Source organism: Chelatococcus reniformis, assembly GCF_014640075.1.
Taxonomy (GTDB): Bacteria; Pseudomonadota; Alphaproteobacteria; order Rhizobiales; family Beijerinckiaceae; genus Camelimonas; species Camelimonas reniformis.
Map to the genome: position 1 here is coordinate 425,206 of NZ_BMGG01000002.1, position 22,508 is coordinate 447,713.

The following is a 22,508-nucleotide window of genomic DNA, read 5'->3' on the forward strand; positions in this document are numbered from 1 at the left end:
TTAGTCTCCGCTTGCGCGCCGCGTAGATTTGCGGAGGGCGCAGTTTCACGTGGGGATCTGCAAAATTGGCGAGCTCTGATGCCACCGGTCGGCGCTTCCCGACGAGCCTCGCCCCTGACGAGTTTCGAAAGAAAAACGTTGGGGTGCAAAGGCCACCTTGGGCGCCGGTGAGAGCTCTGTTCCCAGGTGGTTTGCACTTCGCAGCTACAATCACCAGACCGCGATAGTGCCGCCGGCTAACTAGCAGGCGGTGGGCGGTCATTCGTCCTGAAATCATCTTTCTGGCAATATGGAGCGTATTATGGCGGATGTGTCCTACGCGCGTTTTTACACGTACAATGACGGAACGGGCTTGATCACCTCTGAACAAGGCACCGCGGCCGACCCGGCTGTGCTCGATGCGCCGGAGCCCCCGACCGCGCTGGGCGTCGGCGACTCGGCCGACATCACGTTCCAAGGCACGACGGCTTCCTGGGTCTATCAGGGTATCAGCGCGACAGGTCAGCCGTTCTTCGAGAGCCAGGACGGCACCACGCATATCTTTCTGTCGCCCGACGGTGCCCTCGATCCGGGCGACCCGGTGCCGCCGTTTGCCCCCGACGCCTACTGCTTCCTCGCCGGGACGATGATCGCGACGCCGGAAGGTGAGCGCGCGGTCGAGACGCTGGCGGCGGGCGATCTGGTGCTGACCGCCAGCGGCCAGACCCGGCCGGTGCTGTGGGTCGGCCGACAGACTGTCGCCGCCGTGTTTGCCGACCCGATGCGCAGCTATCCCGTCCGCGTGGCTGCCGGGGCGCTCGCTGAAGGCGTTCCGACCCGCGACCTCTATGTGTCGCCCGACCACGGGGTCCTCGTGGACGATGTGCTCGTGCAGGCCAGCGCGCTGGTCAACGGCACGACCATCACCCGCGTCACCCAGCCGGAGGCGACGTTCACCTACTATCACATCGAACTGGAAGACCACGCTCTGGTGCTCGCCAACGGCACCGCCGCGGAGACCTTCGTCGACAACGTCAGCCGGCGCCAGTTCGACAACCACGCGGAGTACGATGCGCTGTTCGGCGACAGCCGCGCCCGTATTCCGGAGCTCGACCTGCCGCGGGTGAAGTCGGCGCGTCAGCTGTCGCGGGTCCTTCGCGATCAACTGGCGGCCCGGGCCGCGGCGTTGGGCTTCCTGGTCGAGGCAGCCGCCTAAAGCCTGTATTGCGTTGGCCCCGCCGGCTTGTGCCGGCGGGGCCTTGATGCACACGATTCGGACCGGGCGGGTCCGCGACATGCCCAAAGCGCCACTGCAAGCCTTCCGCCTGGGGGCGCGCCCAGGCCTTTTTGGACATCGGCGAGCTACAGCGTCGAAACCTGACGGGCTCCCGCTCGTGACAGAGCATGCTCGATGGCGTCGCGCCCGGGGCCATGACAGTCGACGGACACTTCGATAGCTCCGTTCAACTCCGGCGTCCCGGTCCTTCCAACTCCCGGGTGTCCGCTTTCGGCGTCCGCGCCTGAGATTTCCGAACCAGCGGAGTTCGCTTCGCCCTTGGCGTGGACGAATATGTCCGTCCGTTCGACGTGGAGCTCCTGGACGAGATGCTCGATCGCAAGCTCCGCGCTGCGGCGGGTGGAAAACTCACCGGTGATTGTCGATTCCATGTCAGTGTCTCCCGTGGCTAGCACCTTGCAGCCCGCGCCGAGACGGCGGGCTTCGTGTCCGAAGCGGCGGCGTAGCCCGCATCTCCTCGCGCCTGTCGGCCCCTTTCAGGCTCAGCGTCTCATCGGTGGCGCTTTTCGGTCTGGGTTCACGCCGCATGTCCGCGCTGACGGCGCGTAGCCCCGCCCAATCTCGCGGTACCGCAATAGACGAGCGCCCCGAGCTAGGTGGTCTCCGGGCCCGCGAGACCGTCGTCCACCAGCGTGCCGAGCAGGCGCATGAACTCACGCCGGGGTGGGCTCTCGTCGTTCAAAAACGCGCCGAGTTCCACACGATGGCGAGCGTCGGCGGTCCGATGCTCGACGCAAACCTGTCCCGACCGATCCTTCACCAACAGCCATTGGTCACCATCCTGGCTACGGTGGAGCAGGCGCATGAGGGAACTCCGATCTCTGCGAACTCCTGCTAAACGGAAGGGCGCGGCCGATGTTCCAGCGTTCTCCAAAGCGAATTTCGGACCGAGAAGCTAGCCTGCTTGCCCGCTCGCGCGCAGCTTTCGGCAGTGCGCAGCTCCTGGCTCGACGATGCGCGACGCGCCACCTCCGCAACGCGCCGCGCAGGACGGATCGGCTCGGCCTGGATCGCCCTGATCGCCTTCAGGATCTCCTGGGCGAAAGCGGAGCTCGAGGACCGGTCGTGTCCCGTTGGTGTAGCTCCGCGGTAGCGGAGGCGGTCGCCCGCGCTCTCGTTGAGAAGGGCTGCAGCGGGTGGCTGGAGGCTCGGACCGGGGCGCCGGGGCTTGAAGCGGTCGCGGCGGCTTAGATAAAGTGGCGAGCCGGGCAGAGGTAATGGCAGGCTCTGCCCGGCCCTGACCGACGGGGAAATCGGAAAACCACGTCAGCTTGCGGGCAGGTATTCGCCCGCTACATGATCCGCAAGTGGGGGACCGTTCCTTCGATCATCGTCCGGGCCACGCACTCCGATAGCGAGCGCCTAAAAGCTTCGCGGCCTTGTCCGCTTCTACGAGGCGATGCTGATCATCAAGTAGGCAGCCTCCCCGACGTCCGTCGTTTTCGCGTCGGGAAACTGGGATTGATCGGCTCGCCGAGATCGGAACGCATACCGTCCCCCGAGACGAGCCAGAACGCTCAGCCTTCGTCTCCTTTCTCCGCCTCCAGCCGGGAATACTGCGGCGGCGCGGCCCGCTGTTGGGCTGCGAGTCTGGGAGGAGCTGTCATGGCGGGAGCATGGCACGGCGCTGTCAACGAGCCTTCGCTCCGACCTCAGGCGGAACGGCCCAGGAACGGGGTTTGGCGATCGCGGCGTCGACCTTGGGGACCGCCAAGCCGGCCGGGCGGCGGACATTTCCACTCAAGCATTGGCTTTCTGGAAATCTTGGTGAGCGCGCAGGGACTCGAACCCTGGACCTACTGATTAAAAGTCAGTTGCTCTACCGGCTGAGCTACGCGCTCGCTCCGCGGCTTGATAGGCGCTGGGGGCTGCCGGGTCAACTGGTGCGTCCATGGCGCGGTCAGCCGGCTGGCGCGGTCAGCCGGCTGGGCGGCATCGACGCTTGGCGCGGCGGCCGCGCCGCACGGGCCGAGAGTGTCGCCAACTTGACAGTTTACGCCGTCGCCGCGTGCACAATGATCGCAACGGAGGTGCACGGCGGCGGCCGGCGCAAGCGCGCCGGTGCTGCCGCAGCGCCTGCACAACGATAGCGGGGGGCACTCATGGGGCGAGGATACTTGGGGCGAGGACACTTGGGGCGAGGGCCCTTGGGGCGAAGGCCCTTGGGCATCGGCTTGGCGCTGGTGGCCGGCATCGGCCTGGCAGCAGGTCCGGCGTTTCCTGCCTCGGCGGCGCAAGAAGCCATCAAGATCGGCCAGTCGTCGGTCTACAGCGGGCCCGCTTCGGCCTTCTCGACCATTCCCCGATTGCAGGCGGCATACGTGCGGATGCTCAACCAGCAGGGTGGAATCGGCGGCAAGGCGATCGAGTTCATTTCGCTCGACGACGCATTCACGCCCGCCAAGGCGGTCGAGAACACGCGCAAGCTCGTTGAGGGCGACGGCGTGCTGTTCATGTTCTCCTATTTCGGCTCGTCGCAGGGCCTCGCCACCCGCAAGTACCTCAACAGCAAGGGCATTCCGCAGCTGTTCGTGTCCAGCGGCGCCGCGGCCTTCGGCGATTACAAGGAATTTCCGTGGACCATCGGCTGGCCGCCGACGATCGTCTCGGAGGGACGCGCCGTCGGGACCTACATCGCCGAGAACCTCAAGGGCCAGAAGATCGGCATCCTGTCGGAGAACGCCGAATACGGCCGCGACTACATCAGGGGCTTGAAACAGTCGCTCGGTCCGGCTGCGGCCGACATCGTGAGGGAAATGACCTACGAGGTCGGAGACCCGACGATCGATTCCCAGATCATATCGTTGAAGGCCGCCGACGTGTCGGTCCTGGTCGACATCAGCACGCCGAAATACGCCGCCCAGGCGATCAGGAAGCTCGATTCCCTGGGGTGGAAGCCCGCCCATTTCATCTATTCCGCGTCGGCCTCGATCGGCGCGACGATCACGCCGGTCGGGGCGGACAAGGCCGTCGGTGTGATGTCGGCCACCTTCTTCAAGGATCCGAACGACCCTCAGTGGGCCGGCGACCCGGCGCTGAAGGCGTGGACGCATTTCATGGAGACCTATTTCCCGGAAGGGGATCGGCGGGAGATCTACAACGTCATCTCTTACCTGCAGGGCGAGACGTTGAAGAAGGTGCTCGAGCAGTGTGACGGGGATTTCTCTCGCGCCAATATCATGAAGCAGGCCACCAACCTGGATTTTCAGCCGGGGATGCTGCTGCCGGGTATCCGCATCAAGACGGCGCCCGATGACTATTATCCCATCGAGCAGCTTCAGATGACCCGGTTCGATGGAACGCGGTTCGTGCCGTTCGGTGGTCTGATCAGCGGCAAGTGACTATGATCGAGCGCAAATAGGCGTGCTGCCGCGGACGTGGCGCAACCGGCGGGGAGGGACGGCGTTGTCGCAGCCGGTATGGTTGGAAGTGGCGCTCAACGGTCCGTGGGGGCGGGGGCTTCAGCCGCTGGCCCCCGTGTCCGTCGACGCCATCGTCGGGGAGGCGGTGGCCTGCGTGCAGGCTGGCGCGGCCATCGTGCACCTTCACGCCTACGACGCGGAAGGTCGCCAGCAGGTCGATTGCGCCGACACCTATGCCCGAATCATCGAGGCAATCCGCGAGCGGGCCGGAGCCATCGTCTACCCGACGATCGCGTCCGGCGACGACCGCTATGCGATCATCGAGCAACTGGCCGCCAGAGGCCTGCTGGAGTGGGCGGTCGTCGACCCCGGCAGCGTCAACATCGAGCCGCTTCATCCGGGCGAGGCCGGCCTGCCCAGCTTCACCTACGTCAACACGCCGGCCAATTTGGAGCGCGGGTTCGATCTCGCCGCGCGGCACGGCTTTCATCCGGCCTTCGCCTGCTACGAGCCCGGCTTCGTGCGCGCCGGCGCCGCTTACTGCCGGCGCCAGCCCGCTGTGCCGCGGCCGGTCTATCGCCTGATGTTCTCCTCCACCTTCAGCTTCGGCTTTCCGCCCGGGCCCCAGGGGCTGCGCGCCTACAAGGCGCTGCTCGACGAGGTCGCGCCGGGCGAGCCGTTCATGGTGAGCGGCCTCGGCGTCGACGTGCGGCCCCTGGCCCGCGACGCGGTCGCCCTGGGCGGCCATGTGCGGGTCGGGCTGGAGGATGCGCCGCTGGGAAGCCCGCACACGAACCTCGAGCTCGTCGAGGAGATGGCGGGCCTCATCCGCGACGCCGGGCGGCAGCTCGCGACCGCGGACGAGGTCCGCCGGCAATTGGCGGCGCGCTTGCCGCGGGAGGTCGTGCGTTGACGGCAAAACTGGAAGCATTCGTGTTCGACGTGTTCGGCACAGTGGTGGATTGGCGCTCCGGCATCGCCCAGGAGGTGACGGCCAGCGGCCTCATCGGGCCCGACGCGGAACGCGCCTTCGAGTTCGCCGATGCCTGGCGGCGCCGGTACGTGCCGTCGTTCATCGAGGTCAACAGCGGCCGGCGCCCGTTCGCAAAGCTGGACGCGCTGCACTTCGAGAATCTCCTGGAGACCCTGCTCGAATTCGGCGTCGACCCGCTCGCACTGCCCGAGGCTGCGCTCACGGAACTGAACCACGCCTGGCACCGGTTGCCGCCATGGCCCGACTCGGTCCGGGGCTTGGCGCTCCTCAAATCGAGATTTGTCATCGCACCGCATTCCAACGGCAATCTCCGCTTGCTCCTCGATATGGCCAAGCACGGCGGCCTGCCATGGGACGCGATCCTGGGCGCGGAGGTGGTCGGCGCCTACAAGCCCGTGCCGCAATCCTACCTTCGCACCGCGGAGCTGCTGTCGCTGCGGCCCGACCAGGTGTGCATGGTGGCCGCCCACAACGACGATCTCGCTGCCGCCAGGGCCTGCGGCTTGCGCACGGCGTTCGTGCTCCGCCCGCACGAACATGGCCCCCGGCAGACCACCGATCTGGCGCCCACTCAGGATTGGGACTTCGTGGTGAACTCGATCGCCGAGCTCGGCGAGATCGCTTGCGCATCACCGGGCTGATGACGAGCGCGGGATCGTCGCACCGACAGACGGGCGCCGGAGCCGCACGCCCGGCACGCCGGCGCTCCGCGGCCAGCTATTCCGTCACATAGCCGTCGAGGGCGCAGACAACTGCCGTACCGGCGAAGGCGGCCAGCAGCATCACCGCGCCGTCGCCCATCGCGATGAATGGCACCACGCCCGTCAGCGCGGCAGCCGTCAACAGCGCCAGAACGGCGCAGGACCAGAGCAAGGGGGCCAACATCTGACGCTCCTCCGCGGCTCCGCGCCTGCGGAACCTCGGCCGGCCATCTTCGAACCGACCTCTCTATAGCTTCAGCCGTGTTGTGCTCGAGTGCGGGCGTGCCGCTTCATCCCCCAAGGGACCCACCACTCCCGCGCTAAACGCGATCCCCATCGCTTTGTTCCGATCGGAACGGCGTTCGGCGACGCCGGTTCTCGCCGTCAGCTCGCCGGCTGATGCGGCAGCGGCAGGCGCGACAGTCGGCCGATCAGCGACCGATCCTGCAGCACGATCATGCGCTCGCGCGGCTGCAGCCACGTCAGCGCATCGTCGATCGTCTCCGCGTCGGCCAGCTTTGCTTCGGCCACCGCCCGGTCGGGATCGATCTGGCCACGCCGCCGCTCCGCAGCGGCGGGCAACAAGCCTTCGTGCAGCTCGCGCACGCCGGGCTCGCGGTGGATCACGCGCAACGCGTCGGCGTCGTCGAAGCCCGCGAGTGCGAACTCGCCCTGAAGGGCGTTGGCCCGCGGCAGGATCGACGGCGGTTGCCTCTCCTCGGGCGTCAGCAGCAGACCGAGCTTGCGCAACGCCAGGCCGACCGCCCGCTGCCCGCTCATCCATGAGATCGGGATGGCCAGCATCAGGCCGACGATGGTGGGCGACATCCACAGGAACAGCGAGGTGGCGATCAGGAAGGCGGTGAGGCCGGCGACGAAACCGAGTGCCATGTGCGGCCAGTGCCGCCGCACGATGTCGCCAAAGGAGATCGAACCGTCGTCGCGGCGCTGCGGGTTCCAGCCGGTGTCGCGGCCGAGCAGGATCTGAAACACCGCGCCGGACTGGATCACCATCAGGATGGGAGCGAGCAGCGCCGACAGGATCACTTCGAAAATGGTCGACGCGATCAGGCGCAGGGCGCCGCCGCACTGCCTGCGGAGCGGGCCGCGCACCAGCGCGAGAATGAGCCCGAATGCCTTGGGTGCCAGCAGGATGCCCATGGTGAGGATAAACAGCGCGAGCGCGCGCTCGGGATCGAAGCGCGGCCACACCGGGAACAGAGAGAATTCCTTGCTGAAGTACTCGGGCCTCACGTAGCTCGTCTGCAGCACCAGCATGATGCCGATGATCAACTGGCAGAGCCACAGGGGCGAGGCGATGTAGGAGAAGATGCCGGTGGCAAAATGCTGGCGCGTCGGCCACTTGAATCCGGACGAGCCAATGACGCGGATGTGCTGGAGGTTGCCCTGGCACCAGCGCCGGTCGCGCGTCGCCAGATCGATCAGTGACGGCGGGCTCTCCTCGTAGCTGCCGGGCAGGTCGGGCAGCATGTAGACCGACCAGCCGGCCCGGCGCATCAGCGCCGCCTCGACGAAGTCGTGAGATAGGATGTGACCGCCGAACGGCGGCTTACCGGCGAGGTCGGGCATGCCGCAATGGGCGGCGAAGGCCGCGGTGCGAATGACGGCGTTGTGGCCCCAGTAGTTGCCGTCATGGCCCATCCAGACTGCGAGGCCCTTGGCGATGATCGGGCCATAGATGCGAGCGGCGAACTGCTGCACGCGCGCAAACAACGTGTTGCGGTTCACGATCAGGGGCAGGCTCTGGACGATGCCTGCGTCCGGATCGGCCTCCATGGCCGCAGTGAGCCTGACCACGCAGTCGCCAGTCATCAGGCTATCGGCGTCGAGCACCAGCATGTGCTCGTAGGCGCCTCCCCAGCGGGTCACGAAATCGGCGATGTTGCCGGCCTTGCGGTGCGTATTCTTGGCGCGATGCCGGTAGTAGAGCCGTGCGTTGGGACCGATGCGGCTGCGCATGGCGTCGAAGGCGCGCTCCTCCGCCACCCAGGCGTCCGGCCTCGTGCTGTCGGAGAGGACGAAATAGTCGAAGGCGGCGCCCTGGCCGGTTGCCTCGATGCTCTCGCGGATGGCGTAGAGGGCGGCGAAGACGCGGGCCGTCTCCTCGTTGTAGACCGGCATCACCACGGCGGTGCGCGAGGTCAGCGGCCCCGGCATGGGGGAGGGCCGTCGCGACGCGAACAGCAGCGCGAAGAAGCCGACCAGCGCACTGGTGAAGGCGATCGCGATCCAGGAAAAGTTGATCGTGAACAGGACAAGGAGGGCCCACTGGAGCACGGTGGTGCGGCTCACCGACACGACCGCATACATCTCGCGCGCGCCATAGGCGGTGAGCGCGATGCCGCCGCCGAACACGATGGCGCGGGCCAGGTACATGCCGAGCGACCGCCGGGACCCCGCCGGGCTGCGCTCATGGCGCGTTTCCCAGTGCCGCAGGGACTGCACCGGCATGTCGAGGCGCGATTCCGGCGGCGTCGCCGGTTCGGCCCCGGCGGGGGCGCCGCGGTCGGGCTTGGGCAGGTCTAGGGCGTCCATCGATAGAGCCATGTCTCGCTCAAGGGTTTGCCGCCCGCCTCCAAGACGAGACGCAACTCGCTGTTCTGTTCATTGCCCGGGTCGAGCTCGAAACCGACGCGGAGGGCCTTTCGTTCCGGATAGGGCCAGACGCGCACATTGGAGAGCGTGCCGGTGGCGGCGGAGAGAGCGGGCTTGATCTCCACCAGCGTGCGCGCGTCGCCAAGGACATCTCCCACGAACTCGACGAGAAACTTGCGGCGCCGTCCGCCGCCTCCGCGTCCGCTGCGCGTCTGCACCACCATGGCGAGCGGCGGCTGGTCCGGCACCTTCCAGCACCAGAACTGGCGGTAGACGTACGAGGTCTCGCTGCCCGCGGGCAGGGCCTGCCGCGGCCGCCAATAAGCGATGACGTTGTCGTTGACCTCCGAATCGGTCGGAATCTCGATGAGTTGCACCGAGCCGTCGCCCCAGTCCCCCAGCGGCTCGACCCACAGGCTCGGCCGGCGCTCGTAGTTCTGGTCGTCGTCCTGAAAGATGGCAGCGTCGCGGTCGCGCTGGAGCAGGCCGAAGCCACGCGGGTTGGTGTCGACGAAGGCGGAGATCTGCAGTGCCTGGGGATTGCTGATCGGCCGCCAGAGCCACTCCTGCTTGCCGTTGTACATCTGCAAGCCGTTGGTGTCGTAGACGGCGGCGCGCACGTCGTCGGTGTTGCGCCGGCTGCTGGCACCGAAGACGTAGGTCGCGGCCATGCCGCCCCAGCCGACGTGGTCGAGGTTGACGCGCGCGAACAGCGTCACCTCGACGTCGATGATGGTGACGTCGCCGGGCCGCACAGTGAACCGCACCGCGCCCGACGCGCTCTCCGAATCCATCAGCGCATGGATCGTCAGCGTATCGGCCGCCGGGGCGGGCTGCTCGATCCAGAAGGCGCGGAAGGCCGGAATCTCCTCGCCTCGCGTCTCTCCGGGCCGCAATGTCAGCGTCCGTGCCACGACGCCCATGGTCTGGCCTCGCGCGATGGCGCGGAAAAACGTCGCGCCCTGAAAGATGGCGACCTCATAGGGGCGCTCGCTGCCACTGAAGACGCGAAAGCCCGAGAAGCCGATGTCCTGGGTGGGCGGCTGGACCGACAGCCGGCCGAAGTCGAAGGCGGCCGCATCGTAGCCGAGCCGTCGCACGATGCCCTCTTCGACGATGTAGAGCACCACCTGGTCGCGGAACAGCGAGCCGCGGTGCAGCGGCTCGATGACGAAGCCGCGGTTCGCGTTGGACCAGAGCAGGCCGTTGGGCCGCGCCCGGATGCCGACATACTGCTCGTAGCTCAGGGACGAGAACGCATCCGGAAGGTCGTTGGCCGGCTGGGCGAAGGGCCGCTTGGCGAGCTGACGGGCGAGCTCGGTCACCTGAGAGGCCTCGAAGCGCGGCTTCTCGGCCCGCGCGTCCGCCGGCGCGGCACCGGGGGCGGGGGCGGGGGCCGGCGTGTCCTGGGCCGCCGCCCGGGTGGTCGTCCCCAGCACCGCCGTCGCCGCACCGGTGCGCAGCAGCTGTCTGCGGTCCATCATGGCCGCACCGGCCCCACGGGGCATGCGAGGGGCGAGACGGCGAGGCGGACGGCAGACGATGAGTGAACGCGGGGCAAGGCCATCGAAGCAGGTTGTCTGGTGAGAGGAATGAGCATGACTAGCACGGCCCGGTGCCGTGATGGGAGGCCATCGGGGTCTGGAAGCGCGAACGACGGATAAAAGCCGCACCGACTTTGACAGGCGCATGGTTTTGAGGTGGTTAGCCCGTGGCCGCGGGTCGGCCGGCCATCGTGGGCACGGGCAGCAATGGGCAGCGCCATGACAGAGCAGTCATCCGAGGATCGGCAAGCGTTCAAGGCCGTCGTCCTGGCGGCAGGCGAGGGCACGCGGATGCGCTCCGCCAGGCCGAAGGTGCTGCATCACGTCGCTGGCCGGAGCATGGTCGGGCATGTGCTGACAGCCCTGGCGGCGGCCGGCGCTGCCGACGTGTCGGTGGTCGTCGGGCCGGACCGCGACGATGTCGCCGCGGAGGTGCTGGCCTACGCGCCGCACGCGCATATCCACGTGCAGCGCGAGCGCCGCGGCACCGCGCATGCGGTCCTGGCCGCCCGCGAGGACATCGGGGCGGGCGCAGCCGACCTCGTCGTCGCCTTCGGTGACACCCCCCTGATTTATCCGGAAACCCTGGCGCGGCTCAGGGCTCAGCTCCACGGCGACGTGGCGGTTGCCGTGCTCGGCTTCGAGGCGGCCGATCCGCACGGCTACGGACGCCTGGTGCGCGACGGCGAGACGCTCGTGGCCATTCGCGAGGAACGCGACGCCAGCCCCGCCGAGCGCGCCATTCGCCTTTGCAATGCCGGGCTGATGGCGCTCTCCGGCGCGCACGCGATGTCGCTGCTGGAGAGCATTGGCAACGCCAACGCCAAGGGCGAGTTCTACCTGACCGACGTCGTCGAGATCGCCCGCGCGCGCGGCCTGGGTTGTGCGGTGGTCGTGGCGCCGGAGGACGAGGTCCTGGGCATCAACGACCGGCTGCAGCTCGCTGCAGCGGAGGCGGCGTTGCAAGCCCGGCTGCGCCGCGAGGCGATGCTGGCGGGCGCGACATTGCAGGCGCCCGAGACCGTGTTCCTCAGCGCCGACACACGCTTGGGCCGGGATGTCGTCGTCGAGCCCCACGTGGTGTTCGGCCCCGGCGTCGTCGTCGAGGACGGCGCCGTCATTCACGCCTTCTCGCACCTGGAGGGCGCACGCCTGCACCGGGGCGCGGCGATCGGCCCCTACGCGCGGCTGCGACCCGGCGCAGACGTGGGCGAGGGGGCCCGTGTCGGCAACTTCGTCGAGCTGAAGAACGTCAGCATGGGCCCGGGCGCCAAGGCCAACCATCTGGCCTATCTCGGCGACGGCTCGGTCGGCGCCGGTGCCAACATCGGTGCGGGCACGATCTTCTGCAACTATGACGGGTTTCGCAAGAACCGTACGACCGTCGGCGCCGGCGCCTTCGTCGGCTCCAATTCCGCTCTGGTGGCGCCCGTCAGCATCGGCGACGGGGCCTATGTCGGCACCGGCTCGGTGGTCACGGACGACGTTCCCGCCGATGCGCTCGCGGTGGCGCGCGCACGCCAGACCGTGAAGGCCGACTGGGCCGCTGCCTTCCGCGCCCGGCAGCCGGCGCTGAAGGGGAAGAGCGGCTGAACCTGCCCGCGGCGTCACAATCGGTCACCCAAAGTGATTGGAGTGGGCTGCGCCTGTCGTACTAGTACCGCTCCGGTCAAGACTGTGCGCCTCGGCCCTCGTGGCTGCGCTCGACCCGGCCTCGCAGCGGCGGCGCAACGTTGCTCCGGGCCTGCGGCACTTTCGCGACCGGCTCCGCCCGCAGCTGACGGCGAAGCCGATCTTCGGAGTTGGCGCACGGATGGCCAGGCCGTGGCCACGACGTCGGCGGTCGCGCACCCCGGGTTGGCCCGCCGGCGGTCTACGGCGGCTTGAGCGGGATGATATCACCATCTCGCTCCAAGCCTTTGTTTTGAGCATGATCTTGTCCAAAGGCCGGGGTCCGCCTTTTGGGATTTTGCTCTAGAGAAGCCCCTCAGGAGACGCGATCGGATGTGCGGAATCATCGGCATTCTCGGGAAGCAGGATGTAGCGGCGCAACTGGTGGACGCGCTCAAGCGGCTCGAGTACCGGGGCTACGATTCGGCTGGGGTGGCCACGGTCCAGAACGGCGCGCTCGGCCGGCGGCGCGCCGAGGGAAAGCTCCGCAACCTGGAAGCCAGGCTGGGCGAGCGGCCACTCCCCGGCGCGACCGGCATCGGCCACACGCGCTGGGCGACGCACGGCCGGCCCAACGAGTCCAATGCCCACCCCCACGCCACGGCGCGGCTGGCGGTGGTCCACAACGGCATCATCGAGAATTTTCGCGAGTTGCGCGCCGAGCTCGAGGCGGACGGCGCCGCGTTCGAATCCGACACCGACACGGAGGTGGTGGTGCGGCTGGTCGACCGCGAGCTCACCCGCGGCAAGCTGCCCGGTGAGGCGGTGGCCGCCGTGCTGCCGCGGTTGCGGGGGGCATTCGCGCTCGCCTTCCTCTTCGCCGGCTACGACGACCTGCTCATCGGTGCGCGCCACGGCGCGCCGCTGGCCGTCGGGCATGGCGACGGCGAGATGTTCCTCGGCTCGGACGCCCTGGCGCTCGCGCCGTTCACCGACGACATCCTGTATCTCGACGAGGGCGATTGGGTGGAGCTCGATCGGCAGGGTGCGATCATTCACGATGCCGGCGGCTTCCCCGTCACTCGCGCCCGGCAGAAGATCCAGCCTGGCGCCTTCCTCGCCGACAAGGGCAACCACCGCCATTTCATGGCAAAGGAGATCCACGAGCAGCCCGAGGTCGTCGGCCGCACCATCGCCCACTACGTCGACATGGCGGCCTTGCGCGTCGCCTTCGCCGATCCGTTCCCCTTCGACTTCAAGTCGCTGTCGCGTCTCACCATCTGCGCCTGCGGCACTGCCTATCTCGCCGGCTATGTCGCGCGCTACTGGTTCGAGAAGCTGGCGCGACTGCCGGTGGACATCGACGTCGCCTCCGAGTTCCGCTACCGGGAGGTGCCGATGACGCCGGGGGGGCTCGCCCTGTTCATCTCGCAGTCAGGCGAAACCGCCGATACGCTGGCCTCGCTCCGCTACGCCAAGCGCGAGGGCCAGCACGTGCTCTCGGTGGTCAATGTGGCGACGTCGACGATCGCGCGCGAGAGCGACACGACCGCGGCAACGCTGGCCGGGCCGGAGATCGGCGTCGCCTCGACCAAGGCGTTCACGTGTCAGCTGGCCGTGCTGCTGGCGCTCGCGGTGGCGGCCGGGCGGGCCAGGGGCGTGCTCTCGGCGGACGAGGAGCGGCGCATCGTCGAGGCCATGATCGGCGTGCCGAGCCTGATGACGGAGGCGCTGAAGCGTGAGGTCGATATCGAGCATCTCTCTCGCGAACTCGCCAAGGCGAGCGACGTGCTTTACCTCGGCCGCGGCACGTCCTTCCCCCTGGCGCTCGAAGGAGCGCTCAAGCTCAAGGAGACGTCCTACATCCATGCCGAGGGCTATGCGGCCGGCGAGCTCAAGCACGGCCCGATCGCGCTCGTCGACGAGCACATGCCGGTGGTGGTCCTCGCGCCCCCGGGCGAACTGATGGAGAAGACCGTTTCGAACATCCAGGAGGTGGCGGCGCGCGGCGGGCGAATCATCCTGGTGGGGGACGCGCGTGCCGCCCACGAGGCGGCGCTCGATACCTTCGCCACCATCGAGATGCCGGATGTGGATCCGATCGTCGCCCCTCTGGTGTACGCCCTGCCGGTCCAACTGCTCGCCTACCACGCCGCGGTTTTCATGGGGAAGGACGTCGATCAGCCGCGCAATCTGGCAAAGTCGGTCACGGTCGAGTAAGCTCGGGCTGCGGCGCAACCGATGGTCCGTGCGGCCCGTGGAATCGGCGGAGCATGCAGTTATCGTCGTTGGGCTGATTGCGCGGCATGAGCAGCAAGACCGATCCTCCGAATCCCGAGCCTGCGGGCCTGCCGCCGCCGGATGCCGTTGCGACGCACGGCCAGCGGGGCATCTCGGCCCGCGCGCGGATTCGCAACTATTTCCTCACGGGCCTCATCGTGGCCGGCCCGCTGGCGCTCACCATCTACATCACCTGGTGGATCGTCGGCCTGGTTGACGCCTGGGTGAAGCCGCTGGTGCCGGCCGCCTATTGGCCGGATACCTACCTGCCGGTGTCGATCCCGGGCTTCGGGCTGATCGTCGCCTTCGTCGGTCTCACCCTGCTCGGCTTCCTCACGGCCAATCTGGTCGGCCGCTCCCTGGTGGAGGCCGGCGAGACCCTGCTCGAGCGCATGCCGGTGGTCAGCGGCCTCTACCGTGGCATCAAGCAGATCTTCGAGACGGCGTTCTCGCCGTCCGGCACCACCTTCCGCAGGGTCGGGCTGGTCCAGTTCCCGACGCCCGGCACGTGGTCGATCGTCTTCATCGCCGCTGCCCCGCCGCGCGACATGGCCGAAGCCCTGCCCCCGGTCGGAGAGTATGTCGGCGTCTTTCTGCCGTGCACGCCCAACCCGACGACGGGCTTCTTCTTCTACCTGCCGCGTCGCGACGTGCTGGACGTGCCGGTTTCGGTGGACGATGCGGCCAAGCTCGTCATGTCGGCCGGCCTGATCCAGCCCGAGGACCAGCAGAAGCGGCTCCAGGCGCTCGCCGCCCAGGCGCGCGAGCCGGCCTGATCGCGCGGCGACAGAGAGACCTCAACCCGCGCGCAACAGGCGGATCGCCTCGTCGCGCCCGAACAGATAGAGCAGCAGCCGGAGCGCTTCGCCGCGTGCGCTGGTGAGTTCCGGGTCACGCTCGAGCACCAGCCGCGCCTCGTCGCGCGCCGCGGCGATCAGGTCGGCATCGATGTCGGGCCGCAGGAAGCGGAAGTCGGGCACGCCGGATTGGCGCGTGCCGAGGATCTCGCCCTGGCCGCGCAGCTTCAAGTCCTCCTCGGCGATGCGGAAGCCGTCTTCGGTTTCGCGCATGATCCTGAGGCGCGCCTCGGCGACCGGGCCGAGAGGCGCCCGGTAGAGCAGTAGGCAGCTCGACGCCTCTCCGCCGCGCCCCACGCGGCCGCGCAGCTGATGCAGCTGGGCGAGGCCGAAGCGCTCGGCGTGCTCCACCACCATGACCGTCGCCTCGGGCACGTCGACGCCCACCTCGACGACGGTCGTTGCCACCAGCACCTGGGTGTCCCCCGCGGCAAAGCTCGCCATGGCGGCATCCTTGTCGCGCGCGTTCATCTTGCCGTGCAGGAGCCCGACGCCCGCGCCGAGCGCCTGGTTCAGGCTGCCGTAGCGCTCTTGCGCCGCTGCCACGTCGAGCTCCTCCGACTCCGCCACCAGCGGGCAGATCCAGTAGACGCGCGCGCCGCCGGCCGCGGCGCGCGCCACGGCGCCTACGACTTCGTCGAGCCGCTCCAGCGGCACCGCGCGGGTCTGGATCGGCTGGCGCCCCGCCGGCTTCTCGGTCAGCAGGGAGACGTCCATGTCGCCGAACAGCGTCAGCACCAGGGTGCGCGGGATCGGCGTCGCCGTCATCACCAGGAGGTCGACGCTGTCGCCCTTGGCGCCGAGCGCCAGCCGCTGGTGCACGCCGAATCGGTGCTGCTCGTCGACGACGGCGAGACCGAGGTCCCGGAACGCCACGCTCTCCTGGAACAGCGCGTGGGTGCCGACCACCGCGTGGACGCGGCCGGAGGCCAGCCCGTCGAGCACGGCGGCGCGCTCGGCCGCCTTGTCGCGGCCGGTGAGCACGGCCACCTCCAGGCCGCCCGCCCGGGCGAGCGGGGCGATGCGGGCATGGTGCTGCCGCGCCAGGATCTCGGTCGGCGCCATCAGCGCCGCCTGGCGCCCGGCCTCCACCACCCGCGCCATGGCCAGCAGGGCGCAGACCGTCTTGCCGGACCCGACGTCGCCCTGCAGCAGGCGCAGCATGCGGTCGGGCGCGGCGAGATCGGCGTCGATCTCCGCCAGCGCGGTGCTCTGCGCAGCCGTCAGCTTGAAGGGCAGGGCGGCGCGGATGGCCGCAACGCGTGTGCCGTCGCCCTGGTGAACGCGGCCGCGCGTGCGCCGCCGCCGGCTGCGCACCAGGCCCAGCGCCAGCTGCGTCGCCAGGATCTCATCGAGCGCCAGGCGCGCCCGGCCGGGACTTGTCGGGTCGGCCGCCTCCGCGTCCGGAGGCTGATGCAGCGAGCGCAGCGCGGCGGCGAACGGTGGCAGGGCGCCTTGCCGCTCCATGTCCTGCCATTCCGGCAGCTGCGGAACGCGCCGCAGCGCCTCGGCCGTGGCCTTGGCGACGATGCGGCCGCTCAGCCCCTCGGTCAGCGGATAGACCGGCTCGACCAAGCTGGCGCCCGCGAGTTCGTCCGGCCGCAGCACGAGATCGGGGTGCACGATCTGCCGATGGCCGTCCCGGAGCTCCAGGCGACCGGAGACGATGCGCCGCTCGCCGACCGGCAGCAGCTTCTCCAGGCGCTGACGGCCGCCGCCGAAATAGATGAGCGTCACGTCCCCGGTGTCGTCCTCGACCAGGATGCGGTAGGGGCTGCGCGCGCGCTGCGGCGGCGCAGGCTGATGGCGCGCGACGCGCACATCGAGCGTGACCACCTCGCCGGGCACCGCATCGGCAACGAGAGGCCGAGACCTGCGATCAATCACGCCGGTCGGCAGGTGGAACAGGAGATCGATCAGGCGCGCGGGCTGGGTCGACGAGCCGAGCAAGCGGTCGAACAATTGCGCCAGCCGCGGTCCGATCCCGGGGATCACGGCGACGGTGGCGAAGAGCGGATCGAGGACGGACGGCCGCATTGATCCCTTTGTGACGGCTGACATGGGCGGGACCCAACGCTATATACCAGCCCACGACCGCGACACGAGATGCGCCCCCGTCGACGCTCCGTCCGGATCACCTCGCCGTGACGCTACGGAGGCACCCATGAGCGGCTCAACTCGCACCAGCGCAAACCTCGACATCCGGCGCCGGCGCATTCTCTTCCGCGCCTGGCATCGCGGCACACGGGAGATGGATCTCCTGATGGGTCAGTTCGTCGATGCCGAGATCGAGAGCCTGTCGGACGGCGACCTCGACGAGCTGGAGCGCCTGATCGAGGTGCCGGATCGCGATGTCTTCGGCTGGGTCACGGGCGAGAACGAGACGCCGGGCAACTACCGCTCGGCCGTGCTCGAGCGCCTGCGCGCCTTTCACAGCCATTCCGCCCCTGTCCACCTTTGAGTATATCCCTCCGCGCGGGCGGAGCCTCCTGCGCGCGGAGAACCGCTCCGGATGCAGGTCGTCGGAGCACGTCCGCTCTTGGCCGCGACGTCACGGCCCTCAATCGCCCCTGGGCGGCTTGCGCGTCTCCGCGCCGGCGTCCGCATGATCATGTTTGACCGATGACAGCGTCCCTCAAGAAAGCGCTCGACGCCCTCGTGCGCGGCGACCGGCCGACCTTTTCCAGCGTTCCCGACAGCTTCGTTCCGCTGGTGCTCGCCGACCTCGCCCGCGGTCTGGCGCAGGCCGGCGAGGCGCCAGCCGCGCTCGCCTATGTGGCCCGCCAGGGGCAGCGCCTGGCGTTGGTGGAAAGCGGCCTGAGCTTCGTCGCGCCCGATGTGGAGGTGCTGACCTTCCCCTCGTGGGACTGCCAGCCCTACGATCGCGTGTCGCCGATCAGCGCCATCACCGCGCGGCGCATGACGGTGCTGTCGCGCCTGGCGCGCACCCGATCGTCGGCCGAGCGGCCGCGCATCCTGCTGACCACCGTCAACGCGCTCGTGCAGCGGGTGCCGCCGCGGGCGCGCATCGCCGCCGAAACCTTCTCGGCCGCTCCGGGCAACGCCATCGCCATGGACGGGCTCATCCAGTGGCTGGAGATCAACGGCTTCAGCCGCACCGGCACGGTGCGCGACACCGGCGAGTACGCCCTGCGCGGCGGCATCCTCGATCTCTACGCGCCCGGCATGCCGCAGCCGATTCGCCTCGACTTCTTCGGCGACACGCTGGAGTCGATCCGCCCGTTCGATCCGGAGACGCAGCGCTCGACGGGCCAGCTGCGTTCGCTCGACCTGGTGCCGATGAGCGAGGTGCAACTCACCACCGAGACCATCCGCCGCTTCCGCCAGGCGTATGTCGCCGCGTTCGGTGCGGCGACGCGGGACGACACGCTCTATGAAGCGGTGAGCGAGGGCCGGCGCCATCCCGGTCTCGAACACTGGCTGCCGCTCTTCCACCAGAAGCTCGATACGCTGCTCGACTTTCTGCCGGGTGTGCCGCTGGTGCTCGACGAGCGCGTCGACGATGTGGCCGGCGAGCGTCTGGCCCAGGTGAACGACTACTACGAGGCGCGCGTCGCCGGCATGGGCGTGAGCGGCGCCGGCGCTCCCTACAAGCCGGTCCGGCCCGAAACGCTCTACCTCGCAGCGGACGAGTGGTCGCAATACCTGCAGAAGGCGGACTTCGCGCGGGTCACCCCGTTCGCCCAGCCCGAGGGCGGCGGCCGCTCCGTCATCGACCTCGGTGCGCGCCAGGGCCGCAGCTTCGCGCCGGAGCGGGCCGACGAGACGGTCAACGTGTTCGAAGCGGCGGTTGGCCATATGGCGGCTCGCAAGGCCGAGGGTCGCCGCGTCGTCGTGGCCGCCTGGTCGGACGGCTCACGCGAGCGCCTGTCGCATGTCCTGGCCGATCACGGCGTCAAGGGGCTGCGCCCGGTGCCGAACTTCGCCCGGGCCGTGGCCCTGCCCCAAGCCGAGATCGGCATGGCGGTCTGGGGCATGGAGGAGGGCTTCGAGACCGGCGATCTCACCGTCGTCTGCGAGCAGGACGTCCTCGGCGACCGGCTGATCCGCCAGACCCGCCGATCCAAGCGGGCGCAGGATTTCATCGCCGAGGTCGGCAGCCTCAGCACCGGCGACGTCGTCGTCCACGTCGACCATGGCATCGGCCGCTTCGTCGGCCTGCAGACCATCACCGTCGGCGGCGCACCGCACGACTGCCTGGAGCTCCACTATGCCGGCGGCGACAAGCTGTTCCTGCCGGTCGAGAATATCGAGCTTCTGTCCCGCTACGGCTCGGAAGACACCGAGGTCGTTCTCGACAAGCTGGGCGGCGTCGGCTGGCAGGCCCGCAAGGCCAAGCTCAAGAAGCGCATTCGCGAGATGGCGAGCGAGCTCATCAAGGTCGCCGCCGCCCGTGCGCTGCAGGACGCGCCCAAGGTGGTGCCGCCACCGGGCCTCTACGACGAGTTCGCCGCTCGCTTCCCCTACGACGAGACCGAGGACCAGCAGACCGCCATCGACGCGGTGATGGACGATCTCGCCCGCGGCCGGCCCATGGACCGGCTGATCTGCGGCGACGTCGGCTTCGGCAAGACCGAGGTGGCGCTGCGGGCGGCATTCGCCGTCGCCCTGGCCGGCCAGCAGGTGGCGCTCATCGCCCCCACCACGCTCCTGGTGCGCCAGCACTACCAGGGCTTCGTCCAGCGCTTCCAGGGCTTGCCGGTCAAGTTGGCGCAGGCGTCGCGGCTGATTGCGGCCGCGGAGCTCAAGCAGGTCAAGACGGGGCTGGCCGACGGCCAGGTCGACATCGTCGTGGGCACCCACGCGCTGCTGGGCAAGACCATCAAGTTCCGCGATCTCGGCCTCATCATCGTCGACGAGGAGCAGCACTTCGGCGTGGCGCACAAGGAGCGGCTGAAGGCCCTCAGGTCGGAGGTGCACGTGCTGACGCTGTCGGCAACGCCGATCCCGCGCACGCTTCAGCTGGCGCTGACCGGGGTCCGCGAGCTGTCGATCATCGCCACCCCGCCGGTCGACCGCCTGGCGGTGCGGACTTTCGTCACGCCATTCGATCCGCTGACCATCCGCGAGGCGCTGCTGCGCGAGCGCTACCGCGGCGGTCAATCCTTCTATGTGGTGCCGCGCATCGAGGATCTGGCCGAGGTCAGGACCTTCCTCGACGAGCACGTGCCCGAGGCGAAGGTGACCGTGGCGCACGGCCAGATGCCCGCCGGGCAGCTCGAGGATGTCATGACCGCCTTCTACGAGGGCAAGTTCGACATCCTGCTGTCCACCACGATCATCGAGTCGGGTCTCGACATCCCGCGCGCCAACACGCTGATCGTGCACCGGGCCGACATGTTCGGCCTGGCCCAGCTCTATCAGCTGCGCGGCCGGGTCGGCCGGTCGAAGACGCGCGCCTACGCCCTGTTCACGGTGCCGGCCAACCGCACCATCACGGTGACCGCCGACAAGCGGCTCAAGGTCCTCCAGAGCCTCGACACCCTGGGCGCCGGCTTCCAGCTCGCCAGCCACGACCTCGACATCCGCGGCGCCGGCAATCTCTTGGGCGACGAGCAGTCCGGCCACATCCGCGAGGTCGGCTACGAACTCTATCAGCAGATGCTCGAGGAGGCCGTCGCGCAGCTCAAGGCCGGCGTGGAGGACACGGTCGGCGACGAGCAATGGTCGCCGACGATCACCATCGGCACGGCCGTGATGATCCCGGAGCCCTACGTCCCCGATATCCAGCTCCGGCTCGGCCTTTACAAGCGCCTGTCGACGCTGGAGAGCGACCAGGAGATCGAGGCGTTCGGCGCCGAGATGATCGATCGCTTCGGGCCGCTGCCGCAGGAGGTGGAGCAACTGCTGAAGCTGGTCGCCATCAAGGCATTGTGTCTGCGCGCCAACGTCGCCAAGGTGGAGGCGGGACCCAAGGGCATCGTCGTCTCCTTCCGCGACAACAGCTTCGCCAATCCCGAAGGGCTGGTCGGCTACGTGGCCGAGCAGGGCTCGCTGGCCAAGGTGCGGCCGGACATGACCATCGTCTTCATCGACGACTTCGATACGCCCGAGGCCAGGCTCAAGGGCACGGCCCGGTTGCTGCGCGATCTCGTGCGCATCGCCGAGCGCAAGAAGGCAGCGTGAGGGCCAGAACGTTTTCGAGCGAAGTGGACGCCGGTTCGCGTGAAGAAAACGCGACAAAACAAACAGATAGAGCATTTCGGCGATTCGAAGAAACGCGGAAATGCTCTAGGCGCCCGTCCCGATCGGATGCGATCGTCCGATCGGCCGGACTTGCCGCCGGCTCAGGCCGGGGCGTTTGCGGTGGCGACGTTCTCGCCCGCGATCTTGGCCGCGATGCGCTGCATGTAACGGGCGAGCGTCGCCGGCTCCTGCGCGCCCGGAATGGCCAGCCGCTCGGCGAAAATAAAGCAGGGCACGCCCGTCACCCCGCCCTCCGCCGCGTAGCCGATCTCCTCCTGGACGCGACCGACATCGGCGTCGCCGGCCAGCAACTCGCCGACGACGTCGGCATCCATGCCGGCCTCGGCCGCGATCGCCTTGAGCACGGTCGCGTCGCCGATGTCGTCGCCTTCGATGAAGAAGCGGGTGAACAGCGCCTCCACCACCGCGCCCTGGACGTCGGCAGCCCCGGCCCAGCGGATCAGCCGGTGCGCATCGAGCGTGTTGGGCGAGCGCTTGATGCGGTCGAAGCGGAATCCGATGCCCTCCTTCTCGCCTTCCGCCGTCAGCCGTTCGGAGATGGAGCGCACCTTCTCGAGGCTGCCGAACTTGCGCTGCATATACTCCTGGCGGTCGAGCCCCTGGCGGGGAATAGTCGCGTCGAGCTGGAACGGCCGCCAGGTCAGCGCGACGGCGACATCAGGCGCCAGAGCAATGGCATGCTCGATGCGGCGCTTGCCGATGAAGCACCACGGGCAGACGACATCCGAGACCACATCGACATGGATGGGCAGGGCTTGGGCTGAGGACACGGGGGCATCTCCACGTGGCGGTCGGGCGCCGGCATTATGCGCCGCCCGACCGAGGGGTAAAGCGCGAAGCAGTCCGGACCGCCCGATGGTTCTCACGCCTGCGGCAAGCCCGCGTGGGGCAACGGCCGGATAGACCGTCGGATCCACCACATTGGAGCGTGTTCCGCGCCTTCGATGATCCTCTCCACTGGCGAAATGTTCTAGAGCGTTTTCGAGCGAAGTGGACGCCGGTTCGCGTGAAGAAAACGCGACAAAACAATCAGATAGAG

16 protein-coding genes and 1 tRNA gene are annotated in these 22,508 nt (G+C 68.7%); 9 read left to right on the forward strand and 8 right to left on the reverse strand.

What is annotated here, in order from left to right:
* Positions 1-301 precede the first annotated feature (301 nt).
* Positions 302-1,195 carry a Hint domain-containing protein gene (locus IEW34_RS06400; protein WP_188608317.1) on the forward strand — a complete coding sequence of 298 codons (894 nt, stop codon included), beginning with the start codon at positions 302-304 and terminating at the stop codon, positions 1,193-1,195.
* Positions 1,196-1,341: 146 nt separating this feature from the next.
* Here IEW34_RS06400 and IEW34_RS06405 read toward each other — a convergent pair whose 3' ends face one another.
* The 3 genes from IEW34_RS06405 to IEW34_RS06415 all read right to left on the reverse strand — a co-directional run bounded on the left by IEW34_RS06405 (position 1,342) and on the right by IEW34_RS06415 (position 3,117).
* Positions 1,342-1,647, reverse strand: a complete 306-nt coding sequence (locus IEW34_RS06405) for a hypothetical protein (protein WP_188608318.1) — start codon at positions 1,645-1,647, stop codon at positions 1,342-1,344.
* A 221-nt stretch (positions 1,648-1,868) separates the two neighbouring features.
* On the reverse strand, positions 1,869-2,081 hold the full coding sequence (locus tag IEW34_RS06410) for a hypothetical protein (RefSeq protein WP_188608319.1): 213 nt from the start codon (positions 2,079-2,081) through the stop codon (positions 1,869-1,871).
* A 960-nt stretch (positions 2,082-3,041) separates the two neighbouring features.
* Positions 3,042-3,117, reverse strand: a tRNA-Lys gene (locus IEW34_RS06415).
* A gap of 321 nt (positions 3,118-3,438) precedes the next feature.
* Here IEW34_RS06415 and IEW34_RS06420 point away from each other — a divergent pair.
* The 3 genes from IEW34_RS06420 to IEW34_RS06430 all read left to right on the forward strand — a co-directional run bounded on the left by IEW34_RS06420 (position 3,439) and on the right by IEW34_RS06430 (position 6,273).
* Complete coding sequence (locus IEW34_RS06420) at positions 3,439-4,617, forward strand: ABC transporter substrate-binding protein (protein WP_188608320.1); 1,179 nt, start codon at positions 3,439-3,441, stop codon at positions 4,615-4,617.
* Between the two features lie 64 nt (positions 4,618-4,681).
* Positions 4,682-5,551 carry a beta-keto acid cleavage family enzyme gene (locus IEW34_RS06425; protein ID WP_188608321.1) on the forward strand — a complete coding sequence of 290 codons (870 nt, stop codon included), beginning with the start codon at positions 4,682-4,684 and terminating at the stop codon, positions 5,549-5,551.
* Positions 5,548-6,273, forward strand: a complete 726-nt coding sequence (locus tag IEW34_RS06430) for a haloacid dehalogenase type II (protein WP_188608322.1) — start codon at positions 5,548-5,550, stop codon at positions 6,271-6,273. The genes IEW34_RS06425 and IEW34_RS06430 overlap by 4 nt, the downstream gene beginning before the upstream one ends.
* A gap of 76 nt (positions 6,274-6,349) precedes the next feature.
* Here the strand turns inward: IEW34_RS06430 and IEW34_RS06435 are convergent, their stop codons facing one another.
* The 3 genes from IEW34_RS06435 to IEW34_RS06445 all read right to left on the reverse strand — a co-directional run bounded on the left by IEW34_RS06435 (position 6,350) and on the right by IEW34_RS06445 (position 10,433).
* Positions 6,350-6,517: a hypothetical protein gene (locus IEW34_RS06435; protein ID WP_188608323.1), complete on the reverse strand. Its 168-nt coding sequence runs from the start codon at positions 6,515-6,517 to the stop codon at positions 6,350-6,352.
* A gap of 200 nt (positions 6,518-6,717) precedes the next feature.
* On the reverse strand, positions 6,718-8,901 hold the full coding sequence (mdoH, locus tag IEW34_RS06440; RefSeq protein ID WP_188608324.1) for a glucans biosynthesis glucosyltransferase MdoH: 2,184 nt from the start codon (positions 8,899-8,901) through the stop codon (positions 6,718-6,720).
* Positions 8,877-10,433, reverse strand: a complete 1,557-nt coding sequence (locus IEW34_RS06445; protein WP_188608325.1) for an OpgD/OpgG family glucan biosynthesis protein — start codon at positions 10,431-10,433, stop codon at positions 8,877-8,879. Before IEW34_RS06445 ends, mdoH begins: the two co-directional genes overlap by 25 nt.
* 279 nt (positions 10,434-10,712) lie before the next feature.
* Between IEW34_RS06445 and glmU the strand changes: the two genes are divergently transcribed.
* The 3 genes from glmU to IEW34_RS06460 all read left to right on the forward strand — a co-directional run bounded on the left by glmU (position 10,713) and on the right by IEW34_RS06460 (position 15,160).
* Positions 10,713-12,086, forward strand: coding sequence for a bifunctional UDP-N-acetylglucosamine diphosphorylase/glucosamine-1-phosphate N-acetyltransferase GlmU (gene glmU, locus IEW34_RS06450; RefSeq protein ID WP_188608326.1), 1,374 nt, complete (start codon positions 10,713-10,715; stop codon positions 12,084-12,086).
* Positions 12,087-12,497: 411 nt separating this feature from the next.
* Positions 12,498-14,324, forward strand: coding sequence for a glutamine--fructose-6-phosphate transaminase (isomerizing) (gene glmS, locus IEW34_RS06455; RefSeq protein ID WP_188608327.1), 1,827 nt, complete (start codon positions 12,498-12,500; stop codon positions 14,322-14,324).
* 86 nt (positions 14,325-14,410) lie between these two features.
* Positions 14,411-15,160: a DUF502 domain-containing protein gene (locus IEW34_RS06460; protein WP_188608328.1), complete on the forward strand. Its 750-nt coding sequence runs from the start codon at positions 14,411-14,413 to the stop codon at positions 15,158-15,160.
* Between the two features lie 21 nt (positions 15,161-15,181).
* Here IEW34_RS06460 and recG read toward each other — a convergent pair whose 3' ends face one another.
* Positions 15,182-17,278 (reverse strand): ATP-dependent DNA helicase RecG, encoded by a 2,097-nt coding sequence (gene recG, locus IEW34_RS06465; RefSeq protein ID WP_188608329.1) that lies wholly within the window; start codon positions 17,276-17,278, stop codon positions 15,182-15,184.
* Positions 17,279-17,405: 127 nt separating this feature from the next.
* On the opposite strand from recG, the gene IEW34_RS06470 reads away from it, so the two are divergent.
* Together IEW34_RS06470 and mfd are read left to right on the forward strand one after the other, a co-directional pair.
* A complete protein-coding gene (locus IEW34_RS06470; RefSeq protein ID WP_188608330.1) occupies positions 17,406-17,702 on the forward strand; it encodes an FAD assembly factor SdhE in 297 nt (98 codons plus the stop codon).
* A gap of 161 nt (positions 17,703-17,863) precedes the next feature.
* Positions 17,864-21,388 (forward strand): transcription-repair coupling factor, encoded by a 3,525-nt coding sequence (gene mfd, locus IEW34_RS06475; protein ID WP_188608331.1) that lies wholly within the window; start codon positions 17,864-17,866, stop codon positions 21,386-21,388.
* Positions 21,389-21,549: 161 nt separating this feature from the next.
* On the opposite strand, the gene IEW34_RS06480 is transcribed toward mfd, so the two are convergent.
* On the reverse strand, positions 21,550-22,239 hold the full coding sequence (locus tag IEW34_RS06480; protein ID WP_188608332.1) for a DsbA family oxidoreductase: 690 nt from the start codon (positions 22,237-22,239) through the stop codon (positions 21,550-21,552).
* Positions 22,240-22,508 lie beyond the last annotated feature (269 nt).